This is a genomic window from Flavobacterium sp. XN-5 (assembly GCF_008033395.2).
GTDB lineage: Bacteria > Bacteroidota > Bacteroidia > Flavobacteriales > Flavobacteriaceae > Flavobacterium > Flavobacterium hiemivividum.
Map to the genome: position 1 here is coordinate 776,161 of NZ_VOGZ02000001.1, position 26,687 is coordinate 802,847.

General features: G+C 34.4%; 18 protein-coding genes. 10 read left to right on the top strand and 8 right to left on the bottom strand.

The window, feature by feature from the left end:
- Window positions 1–23: 23 nt before the first annotated feature.
- From FQU23_RS03470 to FQU23_RS03480, 3 genes are all read right to left on the bottom strand, one after another.
- Window positions 24–1,898, bottom strand: coding sequence for a M1 family metallopeptidase (locus FQU23_RS03470; RefSeq protein ID WP_147672595.1), 1,875 nt, complete (start codon window positions 1,896–1,898; stop codon window positions 24–26).
- Between the two features lie 60 nt (window positions 1,899–1,958).
- Complete coding sequence (locus FQU23_RS03475) at window positions 1,959–3,584, bottom strand: S8 family peptidase (RefSeq protein WP_147672596.1); 1,626 nt, start codon at window positions 3,582–3,584, stop codon at window positions 1,959–1,961.
- 74 nt (window positions 3,585–3,658) lie between these two features.
- Entirely contained in the window at window positions 3,659–4,519 is an 861-nt protein-coding gene (locus FQU23_RS03480; protein WP_147672597.1) for an MBL fold metallo-hydrolase, read from the bottom strand.
- 251 nt (window positions 4,520–4,770) lie between these two features.
- Between FQU23_RS03480 and FQU23_RS03485 the strand changes: the two genes are divergently transcribed.
- From FQU23_RS03485 to sufD, 4 genes are all read left to right on the top strand, one after another.
- Window positions 4,771–5,100: a HesB/IscA family protein gene (locus tag FQU23_RS03485; protein WP_132109172.1), complete on the top strand. Its 330-nt coding sequence runs from the start codon at window positions 4,771–4,773 to the stop codon at window positions 5,098–5,100.
- A gap of 81 nt (window positions 5,101–5,181) precedes the next feature.
- Window positions 5,182–6,630, top strand: a complete 1,449-nt coding sequence (sufB, locus tag FQU23_RS03490) for a Fe-S cluster assembly protein SufB (protein ID WP_147672598.1) — start codon at window positions 5,182–5,184, stop codon at window positions 6,628–6,630.
- Window positions 6,631–6,663: 33 nt separating this feature from the next.
- Window positions 6,664–7,416: a Fe-S cluster assembly ATPase SufC gene (gene sufC, locus FQU23_RS03495; RefSeq protein WP_132109175.1), complete on the top strand. Its 753-nt coding sequence runs from the start codon at window positions 6,664–6,666 to the stop codon at window positions 7,414–7,416.
- 72 nt (window positions 7,417–7,488) lie between these two features.
- Window positions 7,489–8,805, top strand: coding sequence for a Fe-S cluster assembly protein SufD (sufD, locus tag FQU23_RS03500; RefSeq protein ID WP_132109176.1), 1,317 nt, complete (start codon window positions 7,489–7,491; stop codon window positions 8,803–8,805).
- 102 nt (window positions 8,806–8,907) lie between these two features.
- Here sufD and FQU23_RS03505 read toward each other — a convergent pair whose 3' ends face one another.
- Complete coding sequence (locus FQU23_RS03505) at window positions 8,908–9,816, bottom strand: SGNH/GDSL hydrolase family protein (protein WP_147672599.1); 909 nt, start codon at window positions 9,814–9,816, stop codon at window positions 8,908–8,910.
- Between the two features lie 107 nt (window positions 9,817–9,923).
- Window positions 9,924–11,051 carry an MBOAT family O-acyltransferase gene (locus FQU23_RS03510; protein WP_165425717.1) on the bottom strand — a complete coding sequence of 376 codons (1,128 nt, stop codon included), beginning with the start codon at window positions 11,049–11,051 and terminating at the stop codon, window positions 9,924–9,926.
- A gap of 866 nt (window positions 11,052–11,917) precedes the next feature.
- Here FQU23_RS03510 and FQU23_RS03515 point away from each other — a divergent pair.
- Both FQU23_RS03515 and FQU23_RS03520 read left to right on the top strand, forming a co-directional pair.
- Window positions 11,918–12,424 (top strand): ferritin, encoded by a 507-nt coding sequence (locus FQU23_RS03515; RefSeq protein WP_147672601.1) that lies wholly within the window; start codon window positions 11,918–11,920, stop codon window positions 12,422–12,424.
- A gap of 60 nt (window positions 12,425–12,484) precedes the next feature.
- Window positions 12,485–12,649, top strand: coding sequence for a hypothetical protein (locus FQU23_RS03520; RefSeq protein WP_165425718.1), 165 nt, complete (start codon window positions 12,485–12,487; stop codon window positions 12,647–12,649).
- 99 nt (window positions 12,650–12,748) lie between these two features.
- Here the strand turns inward: FQU23_RS03520 and FQU23_RS03525 are convergent, their stop codons facing one another.
- On the bottom strand, window positions 12,749–13,081 hold the full coding sequence (locus FQU23_RS03525; protein WP_147672602.1) for a single-stranded DNA-binding protein: 333 nt from the start codon (window positions 13,079–13,081) through the stop codon (window positions 12,749–12,751).
- 215 nt (window positions 13,082–13,296) lie between these two features.
- On the opposite strand from FQU23_RS03525, the gene FQU23_RS03530 reads away from it, so the two are divergent.
- The 4 genes from FQU23_RS03530 (at window position 13,297) to FQU23_RS03545 (ending at window position 18,461) form a co-directional block, all read left to right on the top strand.
- Window positions 13,297–14,826 carry a carbon-nitrogen hydrolase family protein gene (locus FQU23_RS03530; RefSeq protein ID WP_147672603.1) on the top strand — a complete coding sequence of 510 codons (1,530 nt, stop codon included), beginning with the start codon at window positions 13,297–13,299 and terminating at the stop codon, window positions 14,824–14,826.
- Window positions 14,823–15,170 carry a hypothetical protein gene (locus FQU23_RS03535; protein WP_147672604.1) on the top strand — a complete coding sequence of 116 codons (348 nt, stop codon included), beginning with the start codon at window positions 14,823–14,825 and terminating at the stop codon, window positions 15,168–15,170. Before FQU23_RS03530 ends, FQU23_RS03535 begins: the two co-directional genes overlap by 4 nt.
- 94 nt (window positions 15,171–15,264) lie before the next feature.
- Window positions 15,265–17,589, top strand: coding sequence for a M28 family peptidase (locus tag FQU23_RS03540; protein WP_147672933.1), 2,325 nt, complete (start codon window positions 15,265–15,267; stop codon window positions 17,587–17,589).
- Between the two features lie 68 nt (window positions 17,590–17,657).
- On the top strand, window positions 17,658–18,461 hold the full coding sequence (locus tag FQU23_RS03545; protein WP_147672605.1) for an SDR family NAD(P)-dependent oxidoreductase: 804 nt from the start codon (window positions 17,658–17,660) through the stop codon (window positions 18,459–18,461).
- Window positions 18,462–18,561: 100 nt separating this feature from the next.
- Here the strand turns inward: FQU23_RS03545 and FQU23_RS03550 are convergent, their stop codons facing one another.
- Window positions 18,562–22,344, bottom strand: a complete 3,783-nt coding sequence (locus tag FQU23_RS03550; protein ID WP_147672606.1) for a T9SS sorting signal type C domain-containing protein — start codon at window positions 22,342–22,344, stop codon at window positions 18,562–18,564.
- Between the two features lie 663 nt (window positions 22,345–23,007).
- A complete protein-coding gene (locus FQU23_RS03555; protein ID WP_147672607.1) occupies window positions 23,008–26,460 on the bottom strand; it encodes a T9SS sorting signal type C domain-containing protein in 3,453 nt (1,150 codons plus the stop codon).
- Window positions 26,461–26,687: the final 227 nt, after the last annotated feature.

A 26,687-nucleotide genomic window follows, 5' to 3' on the forward strand; every position in this document is an offset into this window, starting at 1 on the left:
GGTTTATAAAATGAGGTGAATTATTATTTCACTTCATACATGTTATTCTCTTGCTTCACATCAGCCATTAATCCGCTTGGATCAATAGTGATTTTCTTGATCGTGCTTTTAGATTTCTCAATTGTAAAATCATAATTAGATGCTGCCCATGTCCAGTCATTTAAAACTGTTCTTTTTACAGACGGATTTGGGTTTTCTTTTTCAAAATGCATTAGACGTAACGGAATATAGAAACTCTCCATTGTTCCATCTGTATACTCTACTAATAAGTCAATAGGCATTGGCATTCTTCCAATTCTTTCTAAACTAATAGTAGTTTTCTCCCCGTTATCAGCAACCGTTTTAATACCGTAATCAATAGTATTTGTGGTTTGTGTCCAGTCCATCAAATACCAATCTAAGTTAGCTCCTGACACACGTTCAGCGGTTCTTTTGATATCATTAGGTGTAGGGTGTTTGAACTTAAAGTCGTGATAATATCTCTTTATCGTTTCTGCTAATTTATCCTTTCCAATCACGTAGTTTAATTGGGATAAAAATATACTCCCTTTTACATAAGAAGAAACGCTATACGGTCTGTTTTCATCATAACGATCTCCATGCGTGCTTTGCGCTTGCTCTTTTCCTGACTCTATCAATTTGTAATACGCGTTGTAATTTCCTTTAAACGGGTTCTCCACTTTTTTATCTGACAATTCATTCTCAGCCCAATCTTGAACATAAGTCGTAAAACCTTCGTCCATCCATGGATGCTTTGATTCGTTTGTAGCTAAAACATGTTGGAACCAGGCATGTGCTAACTCATGTGTTGCCGTCCCATAAATCCCAGCAAGAGTTCCGTTTCCTAACATCAAAGTACACATGGCATATTCCATTCCGCCATCGCCACCTTGAATAAACGAGTATTGCTTGTATGGATAATCTCCAATATTTTTATTGAAAAAATCTAGCATATTAACCATTAGCGGCTGTAATTTCTTCCAGTTTTCAGTTGTCTTTGGATTGTTTTTATACAAGAAATGCAAATCAACATTGTTAGCTCCTTTCACCACATCATGCATGTAATTTCTATCGGCAGCCCATGTAAAATCATGAACCATTGGCGCTACAAAATGCCAAGTCAAGGTTTTAGTTCTCTTTGGATAAGTAACTTTTACTCCAGCATCTTCGTATCCGTGACCTATTTCGTTTGGGTTTTGCAAATATCCCGTTCCTCCAATAGTGTATTCTTTGTCAATAGTAATATTCACATCAAAATTCCCCCAAACACCATGAAATTCCCTAGCGATATAAGGATCTGCATGCCAACCTTCGAAATCAAATTCGGCTAATTTTGGGTACCATTGCGACATAGAAAATTCTACTCCTTCAGAATTATTTCTTCCAGAACGACGAATTTGAACCGGAGATTGACCGTCAAAATCAAGCGTAAATGTTGTTTTCGAATTAGGTAATATTGGCTTAGCCAAAGTAACTTCTAGAATAGTTCCCACTTCTTTAGTTGTTGCAGCGACACCATCTTGCTTGAAGTTTGAAATTCGTAAATAACCAATTTCATCTGGCTTTAGAGTTTCAATTCGACTCACTTTCACCTCTTTTCCATCCACTTTAACTTTGTTGACCATTCTTGCGTCAGGATCTTTTATACTGTGTAATCTAGCATCCATTTCGCTTCCCGGCTGGAAGGCGTTATTGAACAAATGATAGTATACTTTTCTAAGAGTATCAGGTGAATTATTAGTGTAAACCAATTCCTGTTTTCCAGTGTATTGGTATTTTTTTGCATCCATGACAACATCCATTTTATAATCGGCATGCTGCTGCCAGTAGCTGGAACTTTGGGCATAAATTGAACCCAAATTTAGAGTGACAATTGAAAGTAAAAGTAATTTTCTCATCATTTTACAAATAAAAAATGGAAGAGCAAATGCCCTTCCATTAAATTAGAATTATTAAAATTATTTTTTAGACATTTTCTCTGCCATCAATATAGCATTGTATGCATTAACCATTTTTCCAGATTTAGATAAGGTTGTGAATGAACGGCTGTCTTTTGGATTTCCTCCCACAACAACAAGATCAGTAATCGCTACACCAGAATCCATCAAAATATGTTTCACTTGTGAGGCAGTTAAATTTGGATAATAAGAGCGAATCAAGGCTGCAACTCCAGCAACATTTGGCGCAGCCATAGAAGTTCCTTGTAAATATCTATAAGTATCATTTGGTGTTGTAGCATAAATTTTTACTCCTGGAGCAAAAACATCTACATTCACTTTTCCAATGTTTGAAAAATTAGCAACTACTTTATCACCGTATTCAAAATTCAAAGCGCCAATAGTAATCATATTATCAGCAAACTCTTTTATTTTATCATCAGAATCAGTTGGAAAATTATCGCTGAAATCAATGTCTTTTGCGTCATTTCCTGCAGCATGAACAATTAGCACGTCTTTCTTTTCAGCATATTTTATCGCATCATAAACCCATTGCTTATGCGGAGAGAAACTTTTTCCAAAACTACCATTAATCACTTTTGCGCCATTATCTACAGCATAACGAATCCCAAGAGCGATATCTTTATCATATTCATCTCCGTCTGGCACAGCACGAACCGTTAAAATTTCTACATTATTAGCAACTCCGTCACCACCCATTGAATTATTTCTGCTTTGGGCTACAATACCTGCAACGTGAGTTCCGTGAAGCGCTTCGTCTTTATCTGGACCAATAACGTTATTGTTACCGTATTTTGTGTCGGTAATATCATTTGGATTATCTCCTACTACTTTTCTATAATCTTGTTTTAGATTATCACCATTTACAGTAGCAATAATTTCTTCAAGATCTTTTTGAATCGCTTTTTCTAAATCTACAATGCTCATACCAAAAGAAAGCATTCTTTGCATTGTCACTTTACTTTCTAAGATTGAAGTATCTTTAGATTCAATTGCATTTACTTCGTCAATAGTGTAGACAGCCTTTCCTAAATGCTTTGCTATCACTTTATCTGCAGTTGCTGTAGCTGTTAAAAGCCCTTCTAAACGTGCTTTTCCTGCTTCTGCCTTAGCTATTTTTTCATCATTAATTTTCTTCGCTTCTTTATAAATTACATCACTTACTAAGCTTTTATCTTTAATGATTCTTTCGTATTCTAAATTTTCTTTGGTGATATCTCCTAGAAAGTTCCAACCATGAATATCATCAATGTAACCGTTATTATCATCATCAACACCGTTCCCCGCAATCTCTTTTGAGTTAGTCCAAACAACCGCTTTTAAATCTTCATGCTCGATATCAACTCCTGAATCTACAATACCAACAATTACTTTAACTCCCTTTTTATCTTTCAGAAGTTCTGCATAAGCTCTATCAACACTCATTCCTGGAATTGTATCGTTTATGATGTCTAAATGACTCCAACGTTTTAATTCATTTTCTTTTAAAGCGGCCGTTTTTTTAACGTTTAAAGGAGCCGAAATTGCTGTTAAAGAACTAAAACTTGAAACTTGTTTTTGAGCTCCACATCCAGCTAGAACTAATACTGCAAAAGCAGAAAGACAAATGGGTTTAATACTATTCATTCTATTAATTTATTTATGTTTAAAATATTAGACTAAAATATATGATTTTGTTACAAAAAAACGTTGGTTTAACACTAAGTTAAGATATCGTCCGCTTTAAAAACTTGCTTCAATCGCACTCCTTTTTCAGTATGTTGCACAGTAATAATCTCATTGTGCGCATCGTGTTCTAAAAACAGATAGTAATCATTATCGGCTGCGGCATGGAGAAATTTTGTTTTCTCAGGCATTGTTAATAATGGCCTTGTATCATAACCCATCACATAAGGAACCGGGATGTGTCCGGCTGTCGCCAATAAATCAGCACAAAAAACGATTGTTTTATCTTTGTATCGAATGTGTGGAATCATTTGTTTTTCGGTATGTCCATCAGCAAAGAATATGCCAAAACCTAGCTCTGATTGCTCTAGAAAATCACTCTCGGACCTTTTGATAAAATTCAGCTGTCCGCTTTCTTGCATTGGCAAAATATTTTCAGCTAAGAAAGAAGCCTTTTCTCTAGGATTGGGTTTTGTAGCCCATTCCCAATGATTTTCATTGCTCCAGAATTTGGCGTTTTTGAAAGCTGGTTCGAAGCCCGTTTTGTCCTTGTTCCATTCTACACTTCCGCCACAATGGTCAAAATGCAAATGCGTCATAAAAACATCAGTAACGTCATCACGATGAAAACCATATTTAGCTAGAGATTGATCCATGGAATGTGTACCCCAAAGTGAATAGTATCCAAAAAACTTCTCTGATTGCTTGTTCCCCATTCCGGTATCAATCAATATCAACTTGTTGCCATCCTCGATAAGCAAGCATCTTGCGGCAATGTCAATTAAGTTATTTTCATCAGCTGGATTGGTACGATTCCAAATGGTTTTTGGCACCACGCCAAACATCGCACCACCATCTAATTTAAAATTGCCGGTTTCTATAGGATATAATTTCATTTTTTTGAGTTGAAAGATTAAAGAATTCTACGATTCTATTTACAATGCCTTACATTTTAACAAATAACAACTTTCTAGCTGAATATTTACGTTTATCATAAAGAGCCTGCAATTTATGAAAATTGATCTGCTTTAATTCAAATTCTATAGTCTTTTTCTATTTTGTCATATATTATAAAAATGTTCTCCATTATGGAAAAACGTTTTTATATACTATCTTTGTGCTTAATTTAGACAAAATCAATATAACAATGATAAAGGTTTCAGATACTGCCAAAAAGAAAATCATCGATTTGATGAAAGAGGACGGTTTTGATGCTGCTACAGACTATGTAAGAGTAGGCGTGAAAAGTGGCGGATGCTCCGGTTTGTCTTATGATCTAAAATTTGACAAAGCTAAAAGTGAAGACGATAAAATATTCATTGACAACGAAATAACAATTGCAGTGGAAAAAAAATCTTTCCTTTACTTAGCTGGGACAATTTTAGAATTCTCAGGCGGAATAAACGGAAAAGGATTTGTTTTTAACAATCCTAATGCAAATAGAACGTGTGGATGCGGAGAGAGTTTCTCTCTTTAGTCAAATGTTGAAAGTCATAAAGTTGAAATACTCTTAATGACTTTATAGCTTTAGACTTTAAAACTTTAAGACAAAAAAAATATGTCAAAATACACAGAAGACGATTTAAAAATCGAACTCGAAACTAAAGAATACAAGTACGGGTTTTACACCGAATTAGAATCGGATACATTCCCTATTGGCTTAAACGAAGATATTGTTCGCGCCATTTCCCTTAGAAAAGAAGAGCCACAATGGATGACCGACTGGCGTCTTGAGGCTTTTCGTGCTTGGAAGGAAATGACCGAGCCAGAATGGGCTAACGTTCATTATACAAAACCAGATTTTCAGGCTATTTCTTATTATTCTGCGCCAAAAGCGGTAGATCCTAATAAGACATTAGACGATGTAGATCCTGAACTTTTAGAAATGTATAAAAAGTTAGGCATCTCGATTGATGAGCAAAAGATGATGAATAATGTGGCGATGGACATCGTTGTCGATTCCGTTTCAGTAGCTACTACATTCAAGAAAACATTAGGAGAAAAAGGAATTATTTTTATGAGTATCTCTGAAGCTATTAAAGAGCATCCAGAATTAGTTCGTAAATACTTAGGAACAGTTGTTCCACAAAAAGACAATTTTTATGCCGCATTGAATTCAGCTGTTTTCTCTGACGGTTCTTTCTGTTATATTCCAAAAGGAGTTCGTTGTCCAATGGAACTTTCGACTTACTTTAGAATAAATCAAGCCGGAACAGGTCAATTTGAAAGAACATTATTAATTGCTGATGAAGGTAGTTATGTAAGTTACCTTGAAGGTTGTACCGCACCAAGTCGTGACGAAAATCAATTGCATGCTGCTGTAGTAGAATTAATTGCATTAGACGATGCCGAAATTAAATACTCAACTGTTCAAAACTGGTATCCTGGAAATAAAGAAGGTAAAGGTGGAGTTTTCAACTTTGTGACTAAAAGAGGAATTTGTGAGAAAAACGCAAAAATCTCTTGGACACAAGTAGAAACTGGTTCTGCCGTAACTTGGAAATATCCATCTGTTATATTAAAAGGTGACAATTCAATTGGTGAGTTTTACTCGATTGCCGTTACCAATAATTTCCAACAGGCTGATACGGGAACTAAAATGATCCATTTAGGAAAAAATACCTCATCTACTATTATATCTAAAGGAATCTCAGCGGGTAAATCACAAAATAGCTACCGTGGTTTAGTTCGAATTTCACCAAATGCTGATAATGCAAGAAACTTTTCTCAATGTGACTCTTTATTAATGGGGAACAATTGTGGTGCACATACTTTCCCTTATATCGAAAGTAAAAATCCATCTGCAAAAATTGAGCACGAAGCAACTACATCTAAAATTGGTGAAGATCAAGTTTTTTATTGCAACCAACGTGGAATCCCTACTGAGAAAGCAATTGCTTTAATCGTAAATGGTTTCAGTAAAGATGTATTGAATAAGTTACCAATGGAATTTGCTGTTGAAGCACAAAAATTATTAGAAATATCATTAGAAGGATCTGTAGGATAATCTTTTTAAGACTTTATATAAAACAAAACGTTTATGTTATCAATTAAAAATTTACACGCCTCAATTGGGGATAAAGAAATATTAAAAGGAATAAATCTAGAAATTAAAGCTGGAGAAGTTCATGCTATAATGGGACCAAATGGATCTGGAAAAAGTACGCTTTCGGCAGTAATTGCTGGAAACGAAACTTATGAGGTGACTGAAGGATCTGTAAGCCTTGAAGGAGAAGATTTAGCAGAATTAGCTCCTGAAGAAAGAGCACACAAAGGAGTTTTCCTTTCGTTTCAATATCCTGTTGAAATTCCTGGAGTTTCAGTTACTAATTTCATTAGAACAGCGATTAACGAATCGCGAAAAGCAAACGGTCAAGAGGAAATGCCAGCAAACGAAATGCTAAAAGTGATTCGTGAAAAATCAGAATTATTAGAAATTGATAGAAAATTTTTATCTCGTTCTCTTAATGAGGGATTTTCCGGCGGAGAGAAAAAACGTAATGAAATTTTCCAAATGGCCATGTTAGAGCCAAAATTGGCAATTCTTGACGAAACAGATTCTGGTTTAGATATCGATGCACTTCGAATTGTTGCTAATGGAGTTAATAAGTTGAAAAGTGACAAAAACGCCATCCTTGTTATTACACATTACCAAAGATTATTAGACTATATCGTTCCTGATTTTGTACACGTTTTATACAATGGAAAAATTGTAAAATCTGGTGGAAAAGAATTAGCGCATGAACTAGAAGAAAAAGGTTACGACTGGATCAAACAAGAACAAGAAGCATAAATTAGTTAACAGTTTTCAGTTAGCGGTTTTCAAAACTTATAACTCATAACTCACAACTCATAACTAAATAAAATGGATTTGAAAGAAAAATTAATTTCGTCTTTTATGGCTTTTGAAGAGCGCATCGATGTTCACACAGAACTTTATGATGTGCGTGCGGCAGCCATGAAAAACTTTGAAGATAAGGGATTCCCAACAAAAAAAGAGGAAGCCTGGAAATATACTTCGCTAAATGCGCTCTTGAAAAATGACTTTACTGTTTTTCCAAAGCAGGAAACCTCAGTTGAATTTAACGACGTAAAAAAATACTTTTTACATGAAATAGACACTTATAAAGTAGTGTTTATTGACGGTGTTTTCAGTTCGCATTTATCATCTACAACACACGAAGGAATCGATGTATGTTTAATGTCATCGGCATTGAATAAACCAAAATACAAAATGATTATTGACAATTACTATAATCAAATTGCTAATAAAGAGGATAGTTTAACTTCATTGAACACAGCTTTTGCTAGTGAAGGAGCTTACATCAACATTCCGAAAAGCAAAGTAGCTGATAAACCTATTGAAATCATGTATTTCTCAACGGGAAATGAATCTGCTTTGATGGTACAACCGAGAAACTTAGTGATTGTGGGTGAAAATTCACATGTGCAAATTATGGAACGCCACCAAAGTTTGAATGAAAATCCAGTATTGACTAATTCAGTGACTGAAATTTTTGCTCAAAAACGTGCCATTGTAGATTACTATAAGATTCAAAATGACAAGCTAACCGCTAACTTAATTGACAACACTTTTGTGTCGCAAAAACAAGAAAGTAGCGTTGCAGTAAACACTTTTTCTTTTGGTGGAAACCTAACAAGAAACAACTTGAATTTCTACCACTTTGGAGAAAGAATAGTAAGTTACTTGAATGGGATTACAATTATTGGCGAAAAACAACATGTGGACCATTATACATTAGTGCAACATTCGACTCCAAATTGTGAAAGCCACCAAGACTACAAAGGAATTTTCTCTGACCGTTCAATCGGTGTTTTCAACGGAAAAATTTTCGTAGAAAAAGAGGCCCAGAAAACAAACGCATTCCAAAAAAACAATAACATCTTGTTGAGTGATAAAGCGACTATAAACGCTAAACCTCAACTAGAAATTTTTGCAGATGATGTAAAATGTTCACACGGTTGTACCATCGGACAATTAGATGAAACGGCTATGTTCTACATGCGTCAACGTGGAATTCCAGAAAAAGAAGCTAAGGCTTTATTGATGTATGCGTTCTCGAATGCTGTTATCGAAAGCATCAAAATACCTGAATTAAAACAAAGAATTACCAAAATTATAGCCGACAAATTAGGCGTTAAAATTGGATTTGATTTGTAGCTTTCAACCGCAAAGTTTAAAATAAAGAATACGCAAAGGGCGCAGAGTTTAATAGATAAACTTTGTGCCTTTTGTATTTTAATTCACTGTCTATTACCTCAATTATTTTTTTACACATGGTAAAATTATCCCTGTCATAAATGAAGCCAATTTTTCATGTGCTACATAGTTAAAATGTCCCATCGTTTGAGTCCTTTCCCAATAATAAGGATTCATTCCACTATCTCGCATAGAATCTAACGTTGGCTTTGTTTCAAAAAAAAGAATTTGATGTTTTAATAGTAACTTTTCTACATCTGGATCAATCGTTTCTTTAAAAATAAAAACAGTGTTTTCTTTTGCGAGTTCGGCTAAAATTTTTGAATTAATCATTGGCATATTTTCAAACATATTCTCCGAAACAATTCTGGTATCAAAAATGGTGCTTCCTTTGTTTTGAATAAATTTATCGAAAATATTTTGATAAGCAAGTCCTCTTTTATGAAGTAAATACAAATCTAAAAATAGGTTAGTATATGACGACTTATCTACAAGAAAATGGATTTTTTGATAAAGTAAATAAGAACTGGATTTACTTTCTACCACCTGAATTTTTTCTTTTTCAATCTTCAAATCGAGAGAATTCAACACACCTTCCGGATAGTCGACAAATTGAATATTATCAACAAAATACACATTCAAATCAATGTCAAATTTACTGGCAAGCATTTTCTTCCTGATATAAATGTCTTTTAACAATACATTACTAATCCCAAAATTCAGCACATCGACCTTTGTCGATTGCACCTTGTTTAATTTTATTTCTGTAATGCTAGTAAAATTATACGGTTCAAATAATTGAAAGGCTTCCGTAAATGAGTCTCCAAAAAAAGCGATATTAAAATTGTTTTTAGAATAACTCCCTAAATCACCTATAAAACCATAAGCATTCGTCTTTCCCAAATAAAACCCTTCTTTACTTATATGAACATCCGCATTAGATTGATAGGTACTCCCTACAGTACCATTCATGGTTTTATACAATGTTTTTATTTCACTGCCTTTTAAATAAAATTCCAGAAACAGCATCATCAAAAGAAAGCCGAAACTAAATTGTAATATGTTTATTATTCTTTTCTTCAAAATTGAAAATAGATAAAGGGATAAGGTTTTTTTATCGATATATAAATAATGCAAACCAAGAAAAGGCTCAAAGCTATTCCAAATGCCAAACTTTGACTTTTGAAATGGATAAGAAAAGCATCACTATTAAATCTTCTTTGAAACCAATCAATTAAAAATAATACGCTGCCAAAAGAGACAATCATTTTCAGAAATCGTAGGTAAAACGGACCCACGGTTAACGATTTCATTTGAATAATATAACTTTCAAACTGTTCCAAAGAATTTAAACGGAAAAGCACCCAACCCAATGAAACAAAAAGAAAAGTAAGTGTTATACTGATATAGTTGAATTTAATCTTTGGCTTAAATACTTGAAAAAGCACTAGCGCAATTGCGTGATAAGCACTCCAAACAACAAAATTCCAACTCGCGCCGTGCCATAATCCTCCCAAAAGCATTACTATTAATATATTTATAAAACCCCTAATTTTCCCTTTCCTACTCCCTCCGAGAGGAATATACAGATAATCTTTAAGCCAAGTTGACAACGAGATATGCCATGTGCGCCAAAATTCCTGAATATTTCGAGAGAAATACGGTTGTTTGAAATTTTGAGATAATTGAACTCCAAAGAAAAGTCCAATTCCCCTTGCCATATTTGAATAACCAGCAAAATCAGCATAAATTTGAAAAGTAAAAAGCAAGGAAGCACTTAGTATTTCAAAAGAAGTGTAGTGCTTTAAATCAAAAAATATAGTATCGACAATTCTGCCACAAGCATCACCAATCATTACTTTCTGAAACAAACCAATTGTGAATAAAAAGAAGCCTTCTTTGAATTGCTCATAGGTTGGCATCAATTTCCCTTTTAACTGAGGATAAAATCTATTTACACGCTCAATCGGACCTGCAATAACCTGAGGAAAAAAACTTAAATACAAGGCAAAATCTAGAAAACTCAAAATTGGTTTTGCTCTCAATTTATAAACATCTACAATATACGATATAGCTTGAAAAGTATAAAATGAAACCCCAATTGGAAGTAAAACTTCGTATGTAAAAGAATTAACACTTAAATCAAAAAAATTAAAGATAGCAACTACAGAGTCACTAAAGAAATTAAAATATTTAAACGCAACCAAAATACCTAAATTCAAAACTATCCCCGCGATCAGATATATTTTTGAATTTTTAATACTAGAAACAATTTTCAATCCAACAACATAATTACAACAAATACAAAATAGCAATATTACCAAGTATTTCCAATCCCAGTATGCATAGAAAAACAAGCTCGCCAATAACAATAGAATTTTTTGCCCAAATGAATTTTTCCGCAACAAAAAATTAAGCCCTAGAATGAGTAGTAAAAAAAGTATAAAAATTACACTATTAAAAAGCATATTATTTTTTAGGCGTTGATTACTACAAACATAATCATTCAAATTATAATTTTACAGTCGAATTGAAAGGAATCATTTTTACCTTTAAGACCATATATGAAAAATACAACAACTACCTCATTTTAGGAGCTGTTTTCCGGTTCAAACTCTTCAGAACATTTCATTTTTTTTAGGTAAAAACCCTGAAAGACATTTCAACTTCTATGAGTGTTAAAAATAAAGTATAGCCGACAAATTAGGCGTTAAAATTGGATTTGATTTGTAGCCAGACTTCGAATCAAAGTCTATACTAGAAAATTTTAATTTCTTTTAGAATCATGAGCTCGATATTGTATCGGGCTCATTTCTTTTTAAGCTGTTTTTTTTTCTTTAGAATTAATTCACTTTTGCAATTTACAATTCGTTTACTTTTAGAATCCAACTTTTACATTTCTTTCAGCAAATGAATGCTTATTTAAAACAACAAAAGCGCGATCTCCATTTCTACACTCATCCCATCACGGCCTAATAAAAAGTGTTAATTTGATGCCATTACTAGGGTTTTTTCAAACAATCATGAGCCAATACTAATTGCTTTTTTGTAACTTTACAAGAAACACTTTATTATGCTATCTAAAAAAATTGAAACAGCTTTGAACAAGCAGGTTCGCATCGAAGCAGAGTCTTCCCAAATCTATCTTTCTATGGCTTCTTGGTCTGAGACTAATGGTTTAGAAGGAATTTCAAAATTCATGTATGCGCAGTCTGATGAAGAACGCGTACACATGCTTAAGCTAATGAAATTTATAAATGAACGTGGAGGTCACGCTCAAGTTACTGAACTTACATCTCCAAAAACAAATTACGAAACATTTCAAGAGATGTTTGAAGAGCTATACAAACATGAGGTATTCGTTTCCAATTCAATTAACGAATTAGTTCATATTTCCCTTACCGAAAAAGATTATGCTTCCCATAACTTTTTACAATGGTACGTAGCGGAACAAATCGAAGAAGAAGCGGTAGCAAAAACAATACTAGATAAGATCAACTTGATAGGCGATGACAAAGGTGGATTGTACTTATTCGACAGGGATATTCAACAACCAAATATAAATGGAGCTAAAAAGTAATTCCCTTTTCGAAAATTCGAAAAATAAGATTGCTATTTTCAAGTTTTAATTTTTTACAAATTGGGTAAAAAGAAGAAAAATAAAGAATCTAAAAAGGATAAAAATAAGCTCCTTGAAAATGGCGAATTTGCAAAAGGTCTTAAGTCTGAATGTTGTGAAAAATATTTAAAAAATGAAGACAAAAGATGCAAACGATGCCCTAGATTTGATTTGCCTAAGGAGTAAATTTGGCTACAAATAGTGATCTCTCCATAAAAATAAAAGTCCCGGTGAACACGTTTATATAAAACGGTAAACCGGGACTTCTTTTTAAACCATATTAGCCTACTTACCTAGCAAAAGCACTTCTGATACGACTACCTCAGTAACGTAGCGTTTCTCGCCATTTTTGTCATCATAACTTCTATGAGTTAACTTTCCTTCAATTGCGATTTCTTTACCTTTAGTAACAAATTTCTCAATGATTTCGGCAGTTTTCCCCCAAGCAATTAATCGGTGCCATTGGGTTTCCTCAACTTTTTCTCCTTTGTCATTTTTGTAGCTCTCATTTGTAGCTAATGTAAAGTTGGCTAATTTTTTCCCTCCATCGAAGTTTTTGATTTCTGGATCATTTCCTAAATGTCCAATCAACTGTACTCTGTTTCTTAATGCATTCATGGCGTGTAAAATTTAAAATTTTTTATCTGAACTCGTTTCAGATTTTTCGTGGTTTATAGAATCGAAATGTTTGTTGTTTGATTCCGACATTGCAAAGATTAGACGCTTACTGAAATTTATTCGGTTAACGTTCAATTACTTTCGGTTGTAAATATTTGTAACCGTTTGTAAACGGATATTATTTTCCGTATCTTAGCGAAAATTAAAACTTATTTATGCCAGCGACTATTAAATCTATTGAGTTACGCAACTTACAAATTGAAGATTATAAAGAATTAAAAAAATCGATGATTCAATCTTATCCTGAGATGGCAGAATCATTTTGGAAAGAAGATCAAATCGAACTTTTATTACAAAAATTTCCCGAAGGACAATTAGTAATCGTAGTAGATGGAATTGTAGTTGGTTCAGCACTATCACTTTTAGTTACAGAAGACTTCGCGTTTAAAACAAGATCTTACAAAGCAATAACTGGAAACTTTACGTTTTCTACTCACAATCCTGAAGGAGAAGTATTATATGGAATTGATGTTTTTATCAATCCGCAATACCGTGGACTTCGCCTAGGTCGTCGTTTATATGACGTTAGAAAAGAATTATGCGAGCAACTAAACTTGAAGTCCATCATTTTTGCGGGAAGAATCCCAAACTACGGAAAATTTAAAGATGAGATAACTCCTAAAGTTTACATTGAAAAAGTAAAGAAAAAAGAAATCTACGATCCTGTTTTGTCATTTCAATTAAGTAATGATTTTCATGAACTTCGTGTAATTAAAAATTATCTAGAAGGAGATACGGAATCTTTAGAATATGCTGTTTTATTAGAATGGAACAATATATACTATGATGACAGTCCAAAACTAATAAACACTACAAAAAGCATTGTCAGACTTGGATTAATCCAATGGCAAATGCGTTCCCTATCTGATTTAGAATCCCTTTTTGACCAAGCAGAATTTTTTATTGATACCGTTTCTGGTTATGGAAGTGATTTTGCTTTATTTCCAGAGTTTTTCACAGCACCATTAATGGCTGATTTCAATCATTTGTCAGAAGCAGAAGCGATTCGAGAATTAGCAAAACATACCGAAGCTGTAAAATTAAAGTTTCAGGAATTTGCTATTTCGTACAACATCAATATCATAACAGGAAGCATGCCTTTTATCGAAAATGAACACGTATATAACGTTGGTTTTCTTTGTAAACGGGACGGTACAAATGAAATGTACCGCAAAATTCATATTACACCAAACGAAGTTTTTCATTGGGGAATTACGGGCGGTGATACCATTCAAACATTCGATACTGATTGCGGAAAAATAGGAATTATGATTTGTTATGATGTAGAGTTCCCGGAACTTTCCCGTCTAATGGCAGATCAAGGCATGAACATTTTATTCGTTCCTTTCCTAACAGACACTCAAAACGGCTATACTCGTGTCAAACATTGTGCGCAAGCCAGAGCAATTGAAAACGAATGCTATGTTGCAATTGCAGGATGTGTGGGAAATTTACCAAAAGTAAATAATATGGATATTCAATATGCACAAGCGGCTGTTTATACACCATCGGATTTTGCATTTCCAAGTAACGGAATTAAAGCCGAAGCAACTCCTAATACTGAGATGACTTTAATTGTAGATGTAGATATTAATTTATTGAAAGAGCTGCACGAACACGGAAGCGTAAATACGATGAAAGACAGAAGACACGATTTATATAGTTTGAAAAAATTAAAATCATGAAAGTCTGTTTAGAATGTAGCGAGAAGATTGTAGGCCGAGAGGACAAAAAGTTCTGCAGCGATGGTTGCCGCAATGCCTATAATAACAAGATTAACAAAGACAGTAATAATTATATGCGCAACATCAACAACAAGTTGCGCAAAAATTATCGCATTCTTTCTGGTCTAAATACCGAAGGTAAATCTAAAACAACGCGAGCAAAACTGCTTAGCAAAGGTTTTGATTTTGAATTTTTCACTAACATCTTGAATACAAAAACTGGAAATACCTACTATTTCCTCTATGATCAAGGCTATATGTTGTTAGATAATGATTTTTATATGTTAGTCAAAAAAGACATTTAACGCCTGCCCCAACTTCCAAATTATGAAAAAAAGCCTCTCCTCTCTTTTTGCCGTTATTTTTATTTTAACTATTCTTGCACTACTTTTCTTTACGATGATGCCACAGTGGACTTCAAACAAAGCTGTTCCGCTTTCTGAATTTTCGATTGCAAGAGCATTAGAAAAAGTAAAAGCAATTTCGAAACAACCACACTATGTTGGTTCTCAAAATCATACGCAAGTTGCTAATTATCTGCAAAAAGAATTACAAAATTTAGGCCTAAAAACGACTATCCAAGAAGGATATACTTTGACAGAATGGGGAAATCTGGTAAAGTCTAAAAATATTTTGGCTCGAATAGAAGGCAGTTCTAATAATCCGAAAGCACTACTTTTACTTTCTCATTATGACAGTGCACCACATTCTTTCTCTCCGGGAGCAAGCGATGCGGGCTCTGGTGTAGCAACAATATTAGAAAATGTTCGCGCCTTTTTACACACTAAGAAAAAACATGAAAATGACATTATCATTCTGTTTTCGGACTCAGAAGAATTAGGACTAAATGGAGCGGCACTTTTTGTAACGCAACATAATTGGGCAAAAGAAGTGGGACTCGTTCTTAATTTTGAAGCACGTGGTACTTCTGGCCCTAGTTACATGCTGATGGAAACAAATGGCGGAAACGCTGGTCTGGTAAAAGAGTTTGCCGCAGCAAACGCGACATTTCCAGTATCTAATTCATTAATGTACAGTATTTACAAAATGCTGCCTAATGATACTGACCTAACGGTTTTTAGAGAACAAAAGAACATTCAAGGATACAATTTCGCTTTTATTGACGACCATTACAATTACCATACTGCCCAGGACGACGTCAAACATTTAAACAAAAACACATTAGCACACCAAGGAACTTACTTAATGCCTTTGCTTAGTTATTTTTCGAATGCTGATTTGAATACCACTGTATCCGAAGAAGATTATGTCTATTTCACCATTCCTTTTACTTTTGTAAGCTATCCTTTTAGTTGGGTTTTACCAATGGTTATTGTAGCATTTATTCTGTTTTTAATATTAGTTTTCATCGGAATTGCTAAAAAAATATTGACCATTCAACGAATTGCCAGAGGATTTATACCTTTATTAGGTTCATTGATTGTAAGCGGACCTATTACTTTTTTTGGATGGAAAGGATTACTGAAACTCTATCCACAATACAATGATCTCCTTAATGGCTTTACCTATAATGGACATGCTTACATAGCCGCTTTTGTATTACTGGCATTGGCTATTACTTTATTATTTTATCAGTTTTTTTCGTCCAAAAAAGCAACTATAAATCACTTTGTAGCACCATTATTTATTTGGTTAGTTCTAAATAGCCTTTTGGCTTTTTACTTAAAAGGCGCCGGATTTTTGATTATTCCTGTTTATTGTGCACTATTCCTATTTGGATATTATGTCGTTACTCAAAAGTCAAATAATGCGATAAATCTCATTTTCAGTATTCCTGCTTTATTGCTATTAGTTCCCTTTATCCAAATGTTCCCAATAGGTCTAGGCTTAAAAGTATTATTCGGAAGTGCTATACTTACTGTTCTAACTTTTGGATTATTGCTGCCAACTTTAGGGAATTTCTCCAAAAAAGGATGGTGGTCGTTTCTTTTTCTAGTGCTCTCCATTGGATTTTTTTCCAAAGCACATTTCGAATCTGGTTATGAAGCGGGAAAGGCAAAATCGAACAGCTTAGTGTATATCTATGATGCAGACACTGACAAGGCAAGCTGGGCGACTTATGATGTAAATCTCGACACTTGGACTAAAAACTATTTGGGTAAAAACCCGACGCCTGCGACAGCTTTAAATCAAAGTCCGTTGTTTAGTAAATACAATTCTGGTTTTACCTATGCTACTCCGGCTCCAATAAAAGCACTCCAAAAACCTACAATCGAATTCTTGAAAGATAGCGTTGCTGGAAATAAACGCTATTTTAAAATTCGAATATCTCCCAACCGAGCGGTAAATCGTTATGATATTTTTGCAAATGAAAAAATAGAATTCTATTCTTTGAAAGCAAATGGCGCCACTCATATCAATCAAAAAGGAACGCAGTTTAATCGAAAAGGAAAGAAACTATTAAATTATTATGTAGTAGAAAATGCGCCTTTAGAAATGGAATTTAATCTCAATATTAGGTCGGTTTTTGATATGGAATTATTAGAAAGTTCCTTTGATCTGCTGCACAATCCACTATTTTCAATTATAAAAAGAGAGCCTTGGATGATGCCAACCCCTTTTGTGCTGACTGATGCTGTTGTGCTCAAACAATCGATAAAAATAGCGCCACAACTAAGAAAGATGCCGGTTGCAGTTCCTACTACGAAAACTCTCAAGAAAGAACGTGTAACAATTGCAGCTGATTCTACAACAATCAGATAGTAAAATTGACTTTAGTATTTTCAAATCTTTGGATAATGCTTATCTGTTGAAAAAAATAGAATATCAAAATGAAAAATATAAGTATTTTGGGTTGTGGATGGTTAGGATTCCCTTTGGCGAAAGCTTTATTAGAAACTGGATTCCAGGTAAATGGCTCGACAACCTCTACAGATAAGATTTCGAAATTAGAAAAAGCAGGAATTCATCCTTTTATAATTTCACTTGAAACCGATAGAGTTCATGGTGCGATTGAAGATTTTTTAAATGACAGCTCGATATTAATCATCGATATTCCGCCCAAATTAAGAGGAGTGAACAAAGAAAATTTTGTTACTAAAATCGAAGCTTTGATTCCTTTTATCGAAAAATCGACTATTGAAAACGTATTATTTATTAGTTCAACCTCCGTTTATGGAGACGATAATGAACTAGTAACCGAAGAAACGATATTAAACCCCGATTCGGAAGGTGGAAAGCAATTAGTCCTAGTGGAAGCACTTTTGCAAAGTAACACTCATTTTAAAACTACTGTGCTTCGTTTTGGAGGTTTGATTGGGGAAGATCGCCATCCAATACACTTTTTATCAGGCAGGGGAAATATTGACAACCCAGATGCGCCTATTAATTTAATCCATCAAATAGATTGTATTGGGATTATCCTTAGAGTCATTGAAAAAAAATCCTGGGGCGAGATATATAATGCGGCAGCACCGGCACATCCTTCGCGCGAAGTGTATTATACACAAAAAGCATTAGAACTAAACATAGCTCCACCAATGTTTAATCACAATCAAGCATCGATTAGAAAAACTATTGTAGCTGACAAACTAATAGCAAAGCTTAACTATAGATTTGCAGTAATGGATCTATAGGGAAAAACCGAGAATTCCATTATTTTATCTCACTTCATATAAAAAAGAAAGCCCCATTATGCAATAATATAATGGGGCTTTCATAAATTAAAATGTAGCTCTAATAAATAGTTTTCTTAGTAATTATGCTTTTATCCTTCATTATCACTTTTACTATTAATACCTGATCACGGGCTATAAGAGTAGTAACTACTAACTCATTTTTATCCACATTTGTTTTAGTATAAATTTGTCTTCCTAATATATCATAAATAAATACCGCCTCGATTTGGTTTTCCGGTGTACTGATTTTAACTTCTTTATTTTTATTGGTAATCATAACCCTATTTTCTACCGCTTCAAAGTCTTCTGTTGCCAAGGTTTTATTAGCATAGCTCAAAACAAAACGATCATTGAAAGTTCCTTTTTCAGTGGTGAAGGTATACGCACCCGTTTTCAAGTTATGGGTAGTACTGCTGAGTTTATCTTCTAAATAAACAGCTTGATTCACTAATGATCCATCTACTTGGTCTATGCTTATTGAAAAAGAACCCGCAATAGTAGATCTATATCCTAAGGGTACAACATCTGTTTCTACAAAAGGCAAAGCCCTTCCTTGTATGGTTAAATTTCGTTTATTATTGATACTATAAAAGTCAATAAATTGATTCCCGTCAAAACTTTCTCCATCAAAACCATTATCATAATTATTAGTTGCTCCTGTAATATAACCCACTAAGGTTTGTTTGAAAGCACCTTCTTTGTTGGTTAAATTCAACCAAATACGGTTTTTCTCTCTTGTTGTAACAGCCGTAGTTGTTTTAGAACTAGTACTCAATTTAAAAAACTGTGAATTATTTGTTCCAGAAACCCCTCCTGTAACTCGCATGCTATTATTAAATACTAGTGTACCTCCAGTAGCACTTGCAGGGGCAAAAAAGCCTTGACCTGCTGCAATTTTCCCTGTTGGAGCAAGTAAATAATTATTATCATTCGGATCATTTTTATCTAAATCCACTTTTGCAGCAGTTGCTACCCCACCAGTTCTATTATAAGTTGCATAATCATTAGTAGTATAATTATACTTGGCAGGATCATTTCCAGGGTAAGTACCTACAGCACTACTTGGTGGCGAATTATGAGTCCAGAAATAAAGCGTTCCTTCTAATACGGCTGGTTTAACTAAAACAGAATCTGAATAAATATCTAAATTAGCATCCAAAAACTTATCCGCATCAATTGCTGATGGATAAGGATTCCCTAGTAAATGCGCTCTATTTCCAGCTAGTGATGGCAAAGTTATCACCCCATTATTAGGCTTACCAATAAACTTAGGATTCGTATCAATTGCAGCAGTATTGATAGCAAATGTTTGTGGCGCTCTAATTAGATAGCCTTCGGCAGTTTTCATAGTATAATTTCCATTGTAATGAATTACCCACTTATTACCCACTGAATCAAAACTATAATATTTATCTCCTAAAGTAAGAGGTGACACATTATACAATTTTTCTCCCACCACTGGAGAAGACCAGTAAGTAAAATCATAACGTTTAACTGCAGCAGTATGACGTTTATAGGTGATACTACCAGAGTTTGTATTTACATTTTCTGCAGCATCGTTAATTTGTACCAAACTTGCGTTGTTTTCGAAAGTTAACGTACTACCACTTACAACATCAACTTGATTAGTCACTGTTAAAGTATGTTCTGAACTAATAACAACTTTAGCTCCATTTGTAACTTGACATGAACAAGCATCTACATTAGACGAAGAATTATAATTTCCAGTAAAAATTATAGGGTTTTCAATTGTTGGATTAATAGTAATACTACCATCATCCAATAGCCAATTTGTACCATTCCATCTTTTTGTATCTGGTGGATTATTGATAATAACATTTACTCCTGTTGAACTACAGCTTCCCGCAGTAGCTATAATAGTATAAGTAGCTGCAGGTGCTGTCACAAGATCACCTGATATAGGCACCCCAGTAAATGGAGTTACAGCATAGGTATAATTGCTATCATAATTAGTGATTTTAAAAGTACCAAATGCAGTAGTACAGTCAGGGTGAGATAATATTTTGATCGTTGGCGCGGCAGGTGTAGCATTGATAGTCAATACCACCGCAGTACGTGTTAAGCTAGAACAAGTTCCATTAGAAGTTTGACCATATAAAGTTTTAGTAGCAGCAACAGTACTTACTAAAGTTGCAGGGCTAACTATATTGCCGCCTGTTGCAGCATCATACCAAGTAATAGTAGATCCTGAAGGAACAGTTGCAGTAGCTGTTAATGTTTGAGAAGCTCCATTTTCGCATACAGTTATATTAACTGGAGCAGTTGGCGCAGCAGGTGCAGAATTGATAGTCAATACTACCGCAGTACGCATTAAGCTAGAACAAGTTCCATTAGAAGTTTGTCCGTATAAAGTTTTAGTAGCAGCAACAGCACTTACTAAAGTTGCAGGGCTAACTATATTACCGCCTGTTGCAGCATCATACCAAGTAATAGTAGATCCTGAAGGAACAGCGGCAGTAGCCGTTAATGTTTGAGAAGCTCCATTTTCGCATACAGTTACATTAACTGGAGCAGTTGGCGCAGCAGGTGCAGCATTGATAGTCAATACTACCGCAGTACGCGTTAAGCTAGAACAAGTTCCATTAGAAGTTTGACCGTATAAAGTTTTAGTAGCAGCAACAGTACTTACTAAAGTTGCAGGGCTAACTATATTGCCGCCTGTTGCAGCATCATACCAAGTAATAGTAGATCCTGAAGGAACAGCGGCAGTAGCCGTTAATGTTTGAGAAGCTCCATTTTCACAAACAGTTACATTAACTGGAGCAGTTGGCGCAGCAGGTGCAGCATTATTTGTCAAAGTAACGTCACTAGTTGATGCAGTACATGTTCCGTTTGAAATTGTCCATCGCAGTGTTGCACTTGTTCCTACGGGAACTCCTGTAACTCCAGATGTATAAGATGTAGGTGTTGTAATTGTTGCTGGTCCACTAACTACTGACCACATTCCAGTTCCTACTGTTGCTACATTCCCAGCAAGGGTAAAAGTAGTTGTATTACATTTTGATTGGTTGGGCCCTGCATTGGCAGCTGTTGGCGCTGCGTTCACTACAACAGTTGTATAGGCAGACGTATCTTTTCCGTCCGCTCTTACCATTTTCACTTTATACTCGCCTGCTACTAGTAACGAAGCCGTTAATATTGGGTTTTGATTTGAGCTAGAAAAACCATTAGGCCCCGTCCAAACATAAGCAAATGATCCAGTAGATGGTGGTGTAGCAATTAAGTTTATACTACTCCCAACACATACCGGAGAATTAGAACTTGCAGAACCTGTTCCTCCTAAACTATTAATATCACCAAAACTAGTATCTGCATTATTTCCGTCACAACTAGCCACTAATTTAGTTCCTATATATATTCTATCAGCCGAATTACAATTTTTACCTCCGTCAAGTTTACCACCCGACTCAACAATAATACTTGAACCCTCCCCAAGAGTTAATCTTTCATTAGCTCCCCCTCCATTTGCATAAGTAACTGTAGCTTTATTTCTAATAATAAATTGAATCGGCCCTAAACAAGTAAGATCAAAATCAGAACTAATTGTTAAAGTCATAGTATTTGTACCATCTCCAATATACAAAATCCCTCCACAGTTACTTAAAGAAGCCGTACCACAATCTAATCCAGTCGTAGCTCTAGAAGCAGTAATCGAGCATTGTGCATTTGCATTCTCGGCAAAGAAAAACAACAGAAAAACCAATACCGTTTTATTAACACTAAGAGCCCTTTTTAACCCTTTGATAGCAGAGAATAACACACAATTCAACAACAAGATTAAAACCGTAAAAATTGTAGTTCTAGGTAATTTTATATTCATATAGTAGGTTTTTATAATAATTTGGGCGAATTATCGGAGAAAAAAATATGTTCTGCACGTGCGAAAAAACATCAAAAAAAAGACATAATAAAATTTTGTCGGTTATCGGCATTTTTCACCGTTTAACTACAGTTTTTATCGCATTTATTCATAATAAGAAACTTACAAATTATCAAAGCGCATGAATTAAAATTCTTACTTACACATTAAGATTCGATAGCTGTCAATTGCTTACCTTCAGCTTCTTAAATACGAGAAACTATTCTTTAGGGTTTTAAAAATGTAAGGTGTTTTTCAATAAAAGTAGAAACGAATAAATGGAGGTTTACAATACTTATGAGAAGCGTGGTAATGAAGAAGTGGATGGCAAATTGCTCCCGAAAGAAGTTTAAGGGAGAATGAAAACAATAAAATTATGGTCTATCTAATTTTCTTAGCAGTACATCTCAACCATATTGTCTATAGTTATGGTTTTTAAAACTCTGCTATTATGAATAAACTAAACCGCTATGGGCTGAAAGTCCATACATTCGGTTTGACAAATTGAAAGCCTATAAGGTTGATTTACTAATATTTACTCCAAACTATTCAAATGATAATTATTTTAAAATTTGCGACTTTGTGGTGGAATAATTTTTAGATCCTAAAAACAAGTTATTTAGTTTAATAAGCAATCTTTTGTGAACTGCGCTTTCCATTTTGAAGTACAACTTCTACTATAAGAATTCGATTTCCAGGCACTAAATTGTGAATTAACAATTGATTGCTATCAACCTTGGATTTCTTATAGATTTGTTTGCCCATAATATCGTAAACACATACTGAATCAATAGAATTAACTGACGATCTTATTTTTATTTCTTTATTTTTATTCGAAACTATAACTTCTTTATCTAAAAAAATATGCTCTTTATTCGATAAGGTTTTACTGGTATAACTTAAAACAAATCGATTATTAAAAATGCCTTTAGCGGTATTAAAATTGTAGGGGCCCTTTTTTAAATTATGGAGAATATTTAATTCTTTATCTTCAAGAAACACCTCTTGGTCCTGAAATAATCCATCTATTTGATCAATCGCTATGGTAAAAGTACCTTCAATAGTCGTCTTATATCCTAAAGACACTTTGTCTTCTTTGTCAAAGGGCAGAGCTCGACCCTGGATAACAAGTTTCTTTTCGTTACTGATACTATAAAAATCGACAAACTTATTTCCGTCGAAACTCTCTCCATCATATCGACTATCAATTTCATTTGTTGCCCCTGTAACATAACCTATCAGCAGCTGTTTAAACGCTCCTTCATTATTAGACAAATTCAGCCAAACTCTATTTTTTTTAACTACCTCAAGTGTTTTACTAGAGCTAAACTTAAAAAACTGAGAATTATCTCCAGAAATTGTACCAACACCAACACGCATACTATTTGTAAAATTAACACTGCCTGAGATTTTTGTACCCGCAAAAAAGCCTTGCCCTGAACCAATTTTTCCTGAAGGAATAGCTGTATTAATAGCTCCTGGGATACTAGCGCTGCCAGCTTTTACTCCAGTACTAGTTGCAGCGCCACCAGTTAAGTTATAAGACGCATAATCATCACCAGAATAAGCATATACACCAGATCCTGGGTTAGATACATTTGTACCAATATTCGTATTATGAGTCCAAAAATAAAGCGTTCCCTCGAGTACGGGATTATTTAATAGGAAAGCATCTGCATCTAGTGCCGAAGGATAGGGATTTCCCAGCAAATAGAGGGCATTCCCTGAAGTAGTGATTGGAACAGAAATAGTACCATTGTTAGGCACCCCAATAAAAGAAGCCAGATATTGAGAAGGAAGATTAGGAGCTGCATAACTTTGCGGGCCTCTTATAATATATCCAACCCCTTTAGTCATTGTAGCCGAAGAATTTTCTTGAACCCAATTATTTACAATCCCATCAAAAGAGTAAAATTTATCTCCAAGGGTGCTAGGAGAAACATTATAAAGTGTTTGTGGTGAAACAGGAGAAGACCAATAAGTATAATCGAAATTGCTTATTGGACTTGTAGTTCGTTTATAAGTTGTATTTCCTGAATTAACCATATTATTTATCTGAACCAAACTCGATTTGTCCTCAAAAACTAAACTACCTCCAGAAACAGTAACCTCATTCGTTATTTTCAAAGTAACTCCAGGATAAACTGTAACGCTTCCGGAACTCACTTGAAAAGAACATACTTCCATGTCTCCTTCTATAGTGTAAGATCCATTAAAAACCACTGCTTGAGTACTTGTTGGTGGACCATTTGTCCATCCAGAACCATTCCAAACTGCTTGAATAGGGGCTATTATTGTAGAATTTGTTACTGGAGAAATACACCCTCCTATATTTTTTATAATTACATTATATGTACCTGCTGTAAGTCCTGATTTAACATTACTAGCTTGATAATTTGCACCATTATCAAAGCTATAAATGTCAGTTGCACTTTGCACCGTTACAGTAATAACACCTGTATTTGTGATACAATCTGGTTGAGAAATCGTTGCAACTGGATTCGTTAACAAAGGATAGAAAGTTAATGACCTAACTTTTGCAAAACTACTGACACTACAATTACCACCAGTCCTATCATAAACAACATCGACTCTGTATTTACCTGATTCAGCTGGTGTACCATTAATTATTTTTAAGATAGCAGTTGTTGCTCCTGAAAAATGAGGTCCATCTACAACATTATTCCAAGAACCAGATGGAATTTGACTTTTCCATTGGTATGTAACAGGACCGTGTGATGGATTTGAAATTACTGCTGTATAGGAATAATTAGATCCATAACAAAGTTTTACATCCACGACAGATTGAGAAGGGGTAAGGGCAGGTGAATTTATCGTCACTATTTCATTTACTGAAAGAACAACCGTATTTGAAGTAACGCTACAAGTACCATTTGACACAACTACCTGAAATTGTGTCCCATTTGGATACTGAGTACTTCCTACATTTGCGATAGTAATTTTACCTGCAGAAGGATAAGTAACATTAGTAGTGGGCATAGCAAGAAAACTACCGTCAGTAGGTTTTTTGTACTGCCAAGTATAACTCAATTCACTTCCAATAGCGACAACATTAAAACTCACAAAAGCACCTTCACAATCTAATTCATTAATAGGTTGTGTAGAAATTATCGGGGACGAACTTACAGTTAAAACCCCATAGTTTCCATTTTTACTACAAGAAGCAACCGTTACTTTAGTCCTGTATTTATAATTATTCATTCCAGCAGTAACCCCAGTAATTGTAAGAGTAGAAGTTGCAACTCCCGAGTAAAGGGTTCCTTCACTCAAGTCTATCCAACCTGAACCCATATTAACCTGCCAAATGAAAGTAGGTGAAGTTCCAGTAGCCGAAGAAGTAAATACCGCATTTCTTGAAGTGCAAGCGTTAATATTAGATATATCACTAATAGTAAACGAACAACTTCCTCCATAAATTACATTATTAACTAAATCCACCAAAATTTGCGATTCAGTTGGAACTACAATCTGATTACCAGGAATCACATTATTGTCTATAGAAGTTGGTGTTATAATTACTGTTGCATTAGGATTTACTGCATAAATCTGCCCAGCTCCATTACCGCCAGTCGTATCAAATTGTCCAATTATATTACCTCCTACAACGACATTGCCCTGTTTTTGTAGTTCCGAGGTTGAAGAACTAAACAAATTTCCACTAATTATAATTGTACTTTTCCAAAAGTCGGTTATCCCACTATTACTATAATCTCCAAAAATTACTAGAGTCGCCACATCATTACCTGAACCCATTGTGAAACTACCTCCAGAATTAACCGTAAAACTACCTGAAGTTAAATTGCTTCCAACAGTGAAAAGTAATCCATCGTTAATTTTCAATGCGCCTGAAACAGAAATACTTTTTACCTCTATATTAGCAGATATAGCAACGATTTTCCCACTTGGTATTACAACATCATCAGAACCTGTTGGAACTCCACTTGGGCTCCAATTTGCTGCAGTATTCCAAAGCCCATTTGCTCCGCTGTAAGTTTTTGTTACTGCAAAAACAAATGTTTGACATAAAACAAGAAAAATGGTAAATATTATCTTCATACCTTAGTTTTTTATAAATAAAACAATACTGTGTTGCAGCATACACTTCGATTTTAATACTAAGTTTAACAAAATAACAACCCTAACAAAACAAACTCGTTCACATGTTCGTTTTATCGCCAACTAACTCATTTACTTATATTTAAAAAAAATTTAACATCTAACGAAATAAAATAACTTACCAATTTTAATTTTTAATCATAATTGTTACTTATTACAAGAAAAAA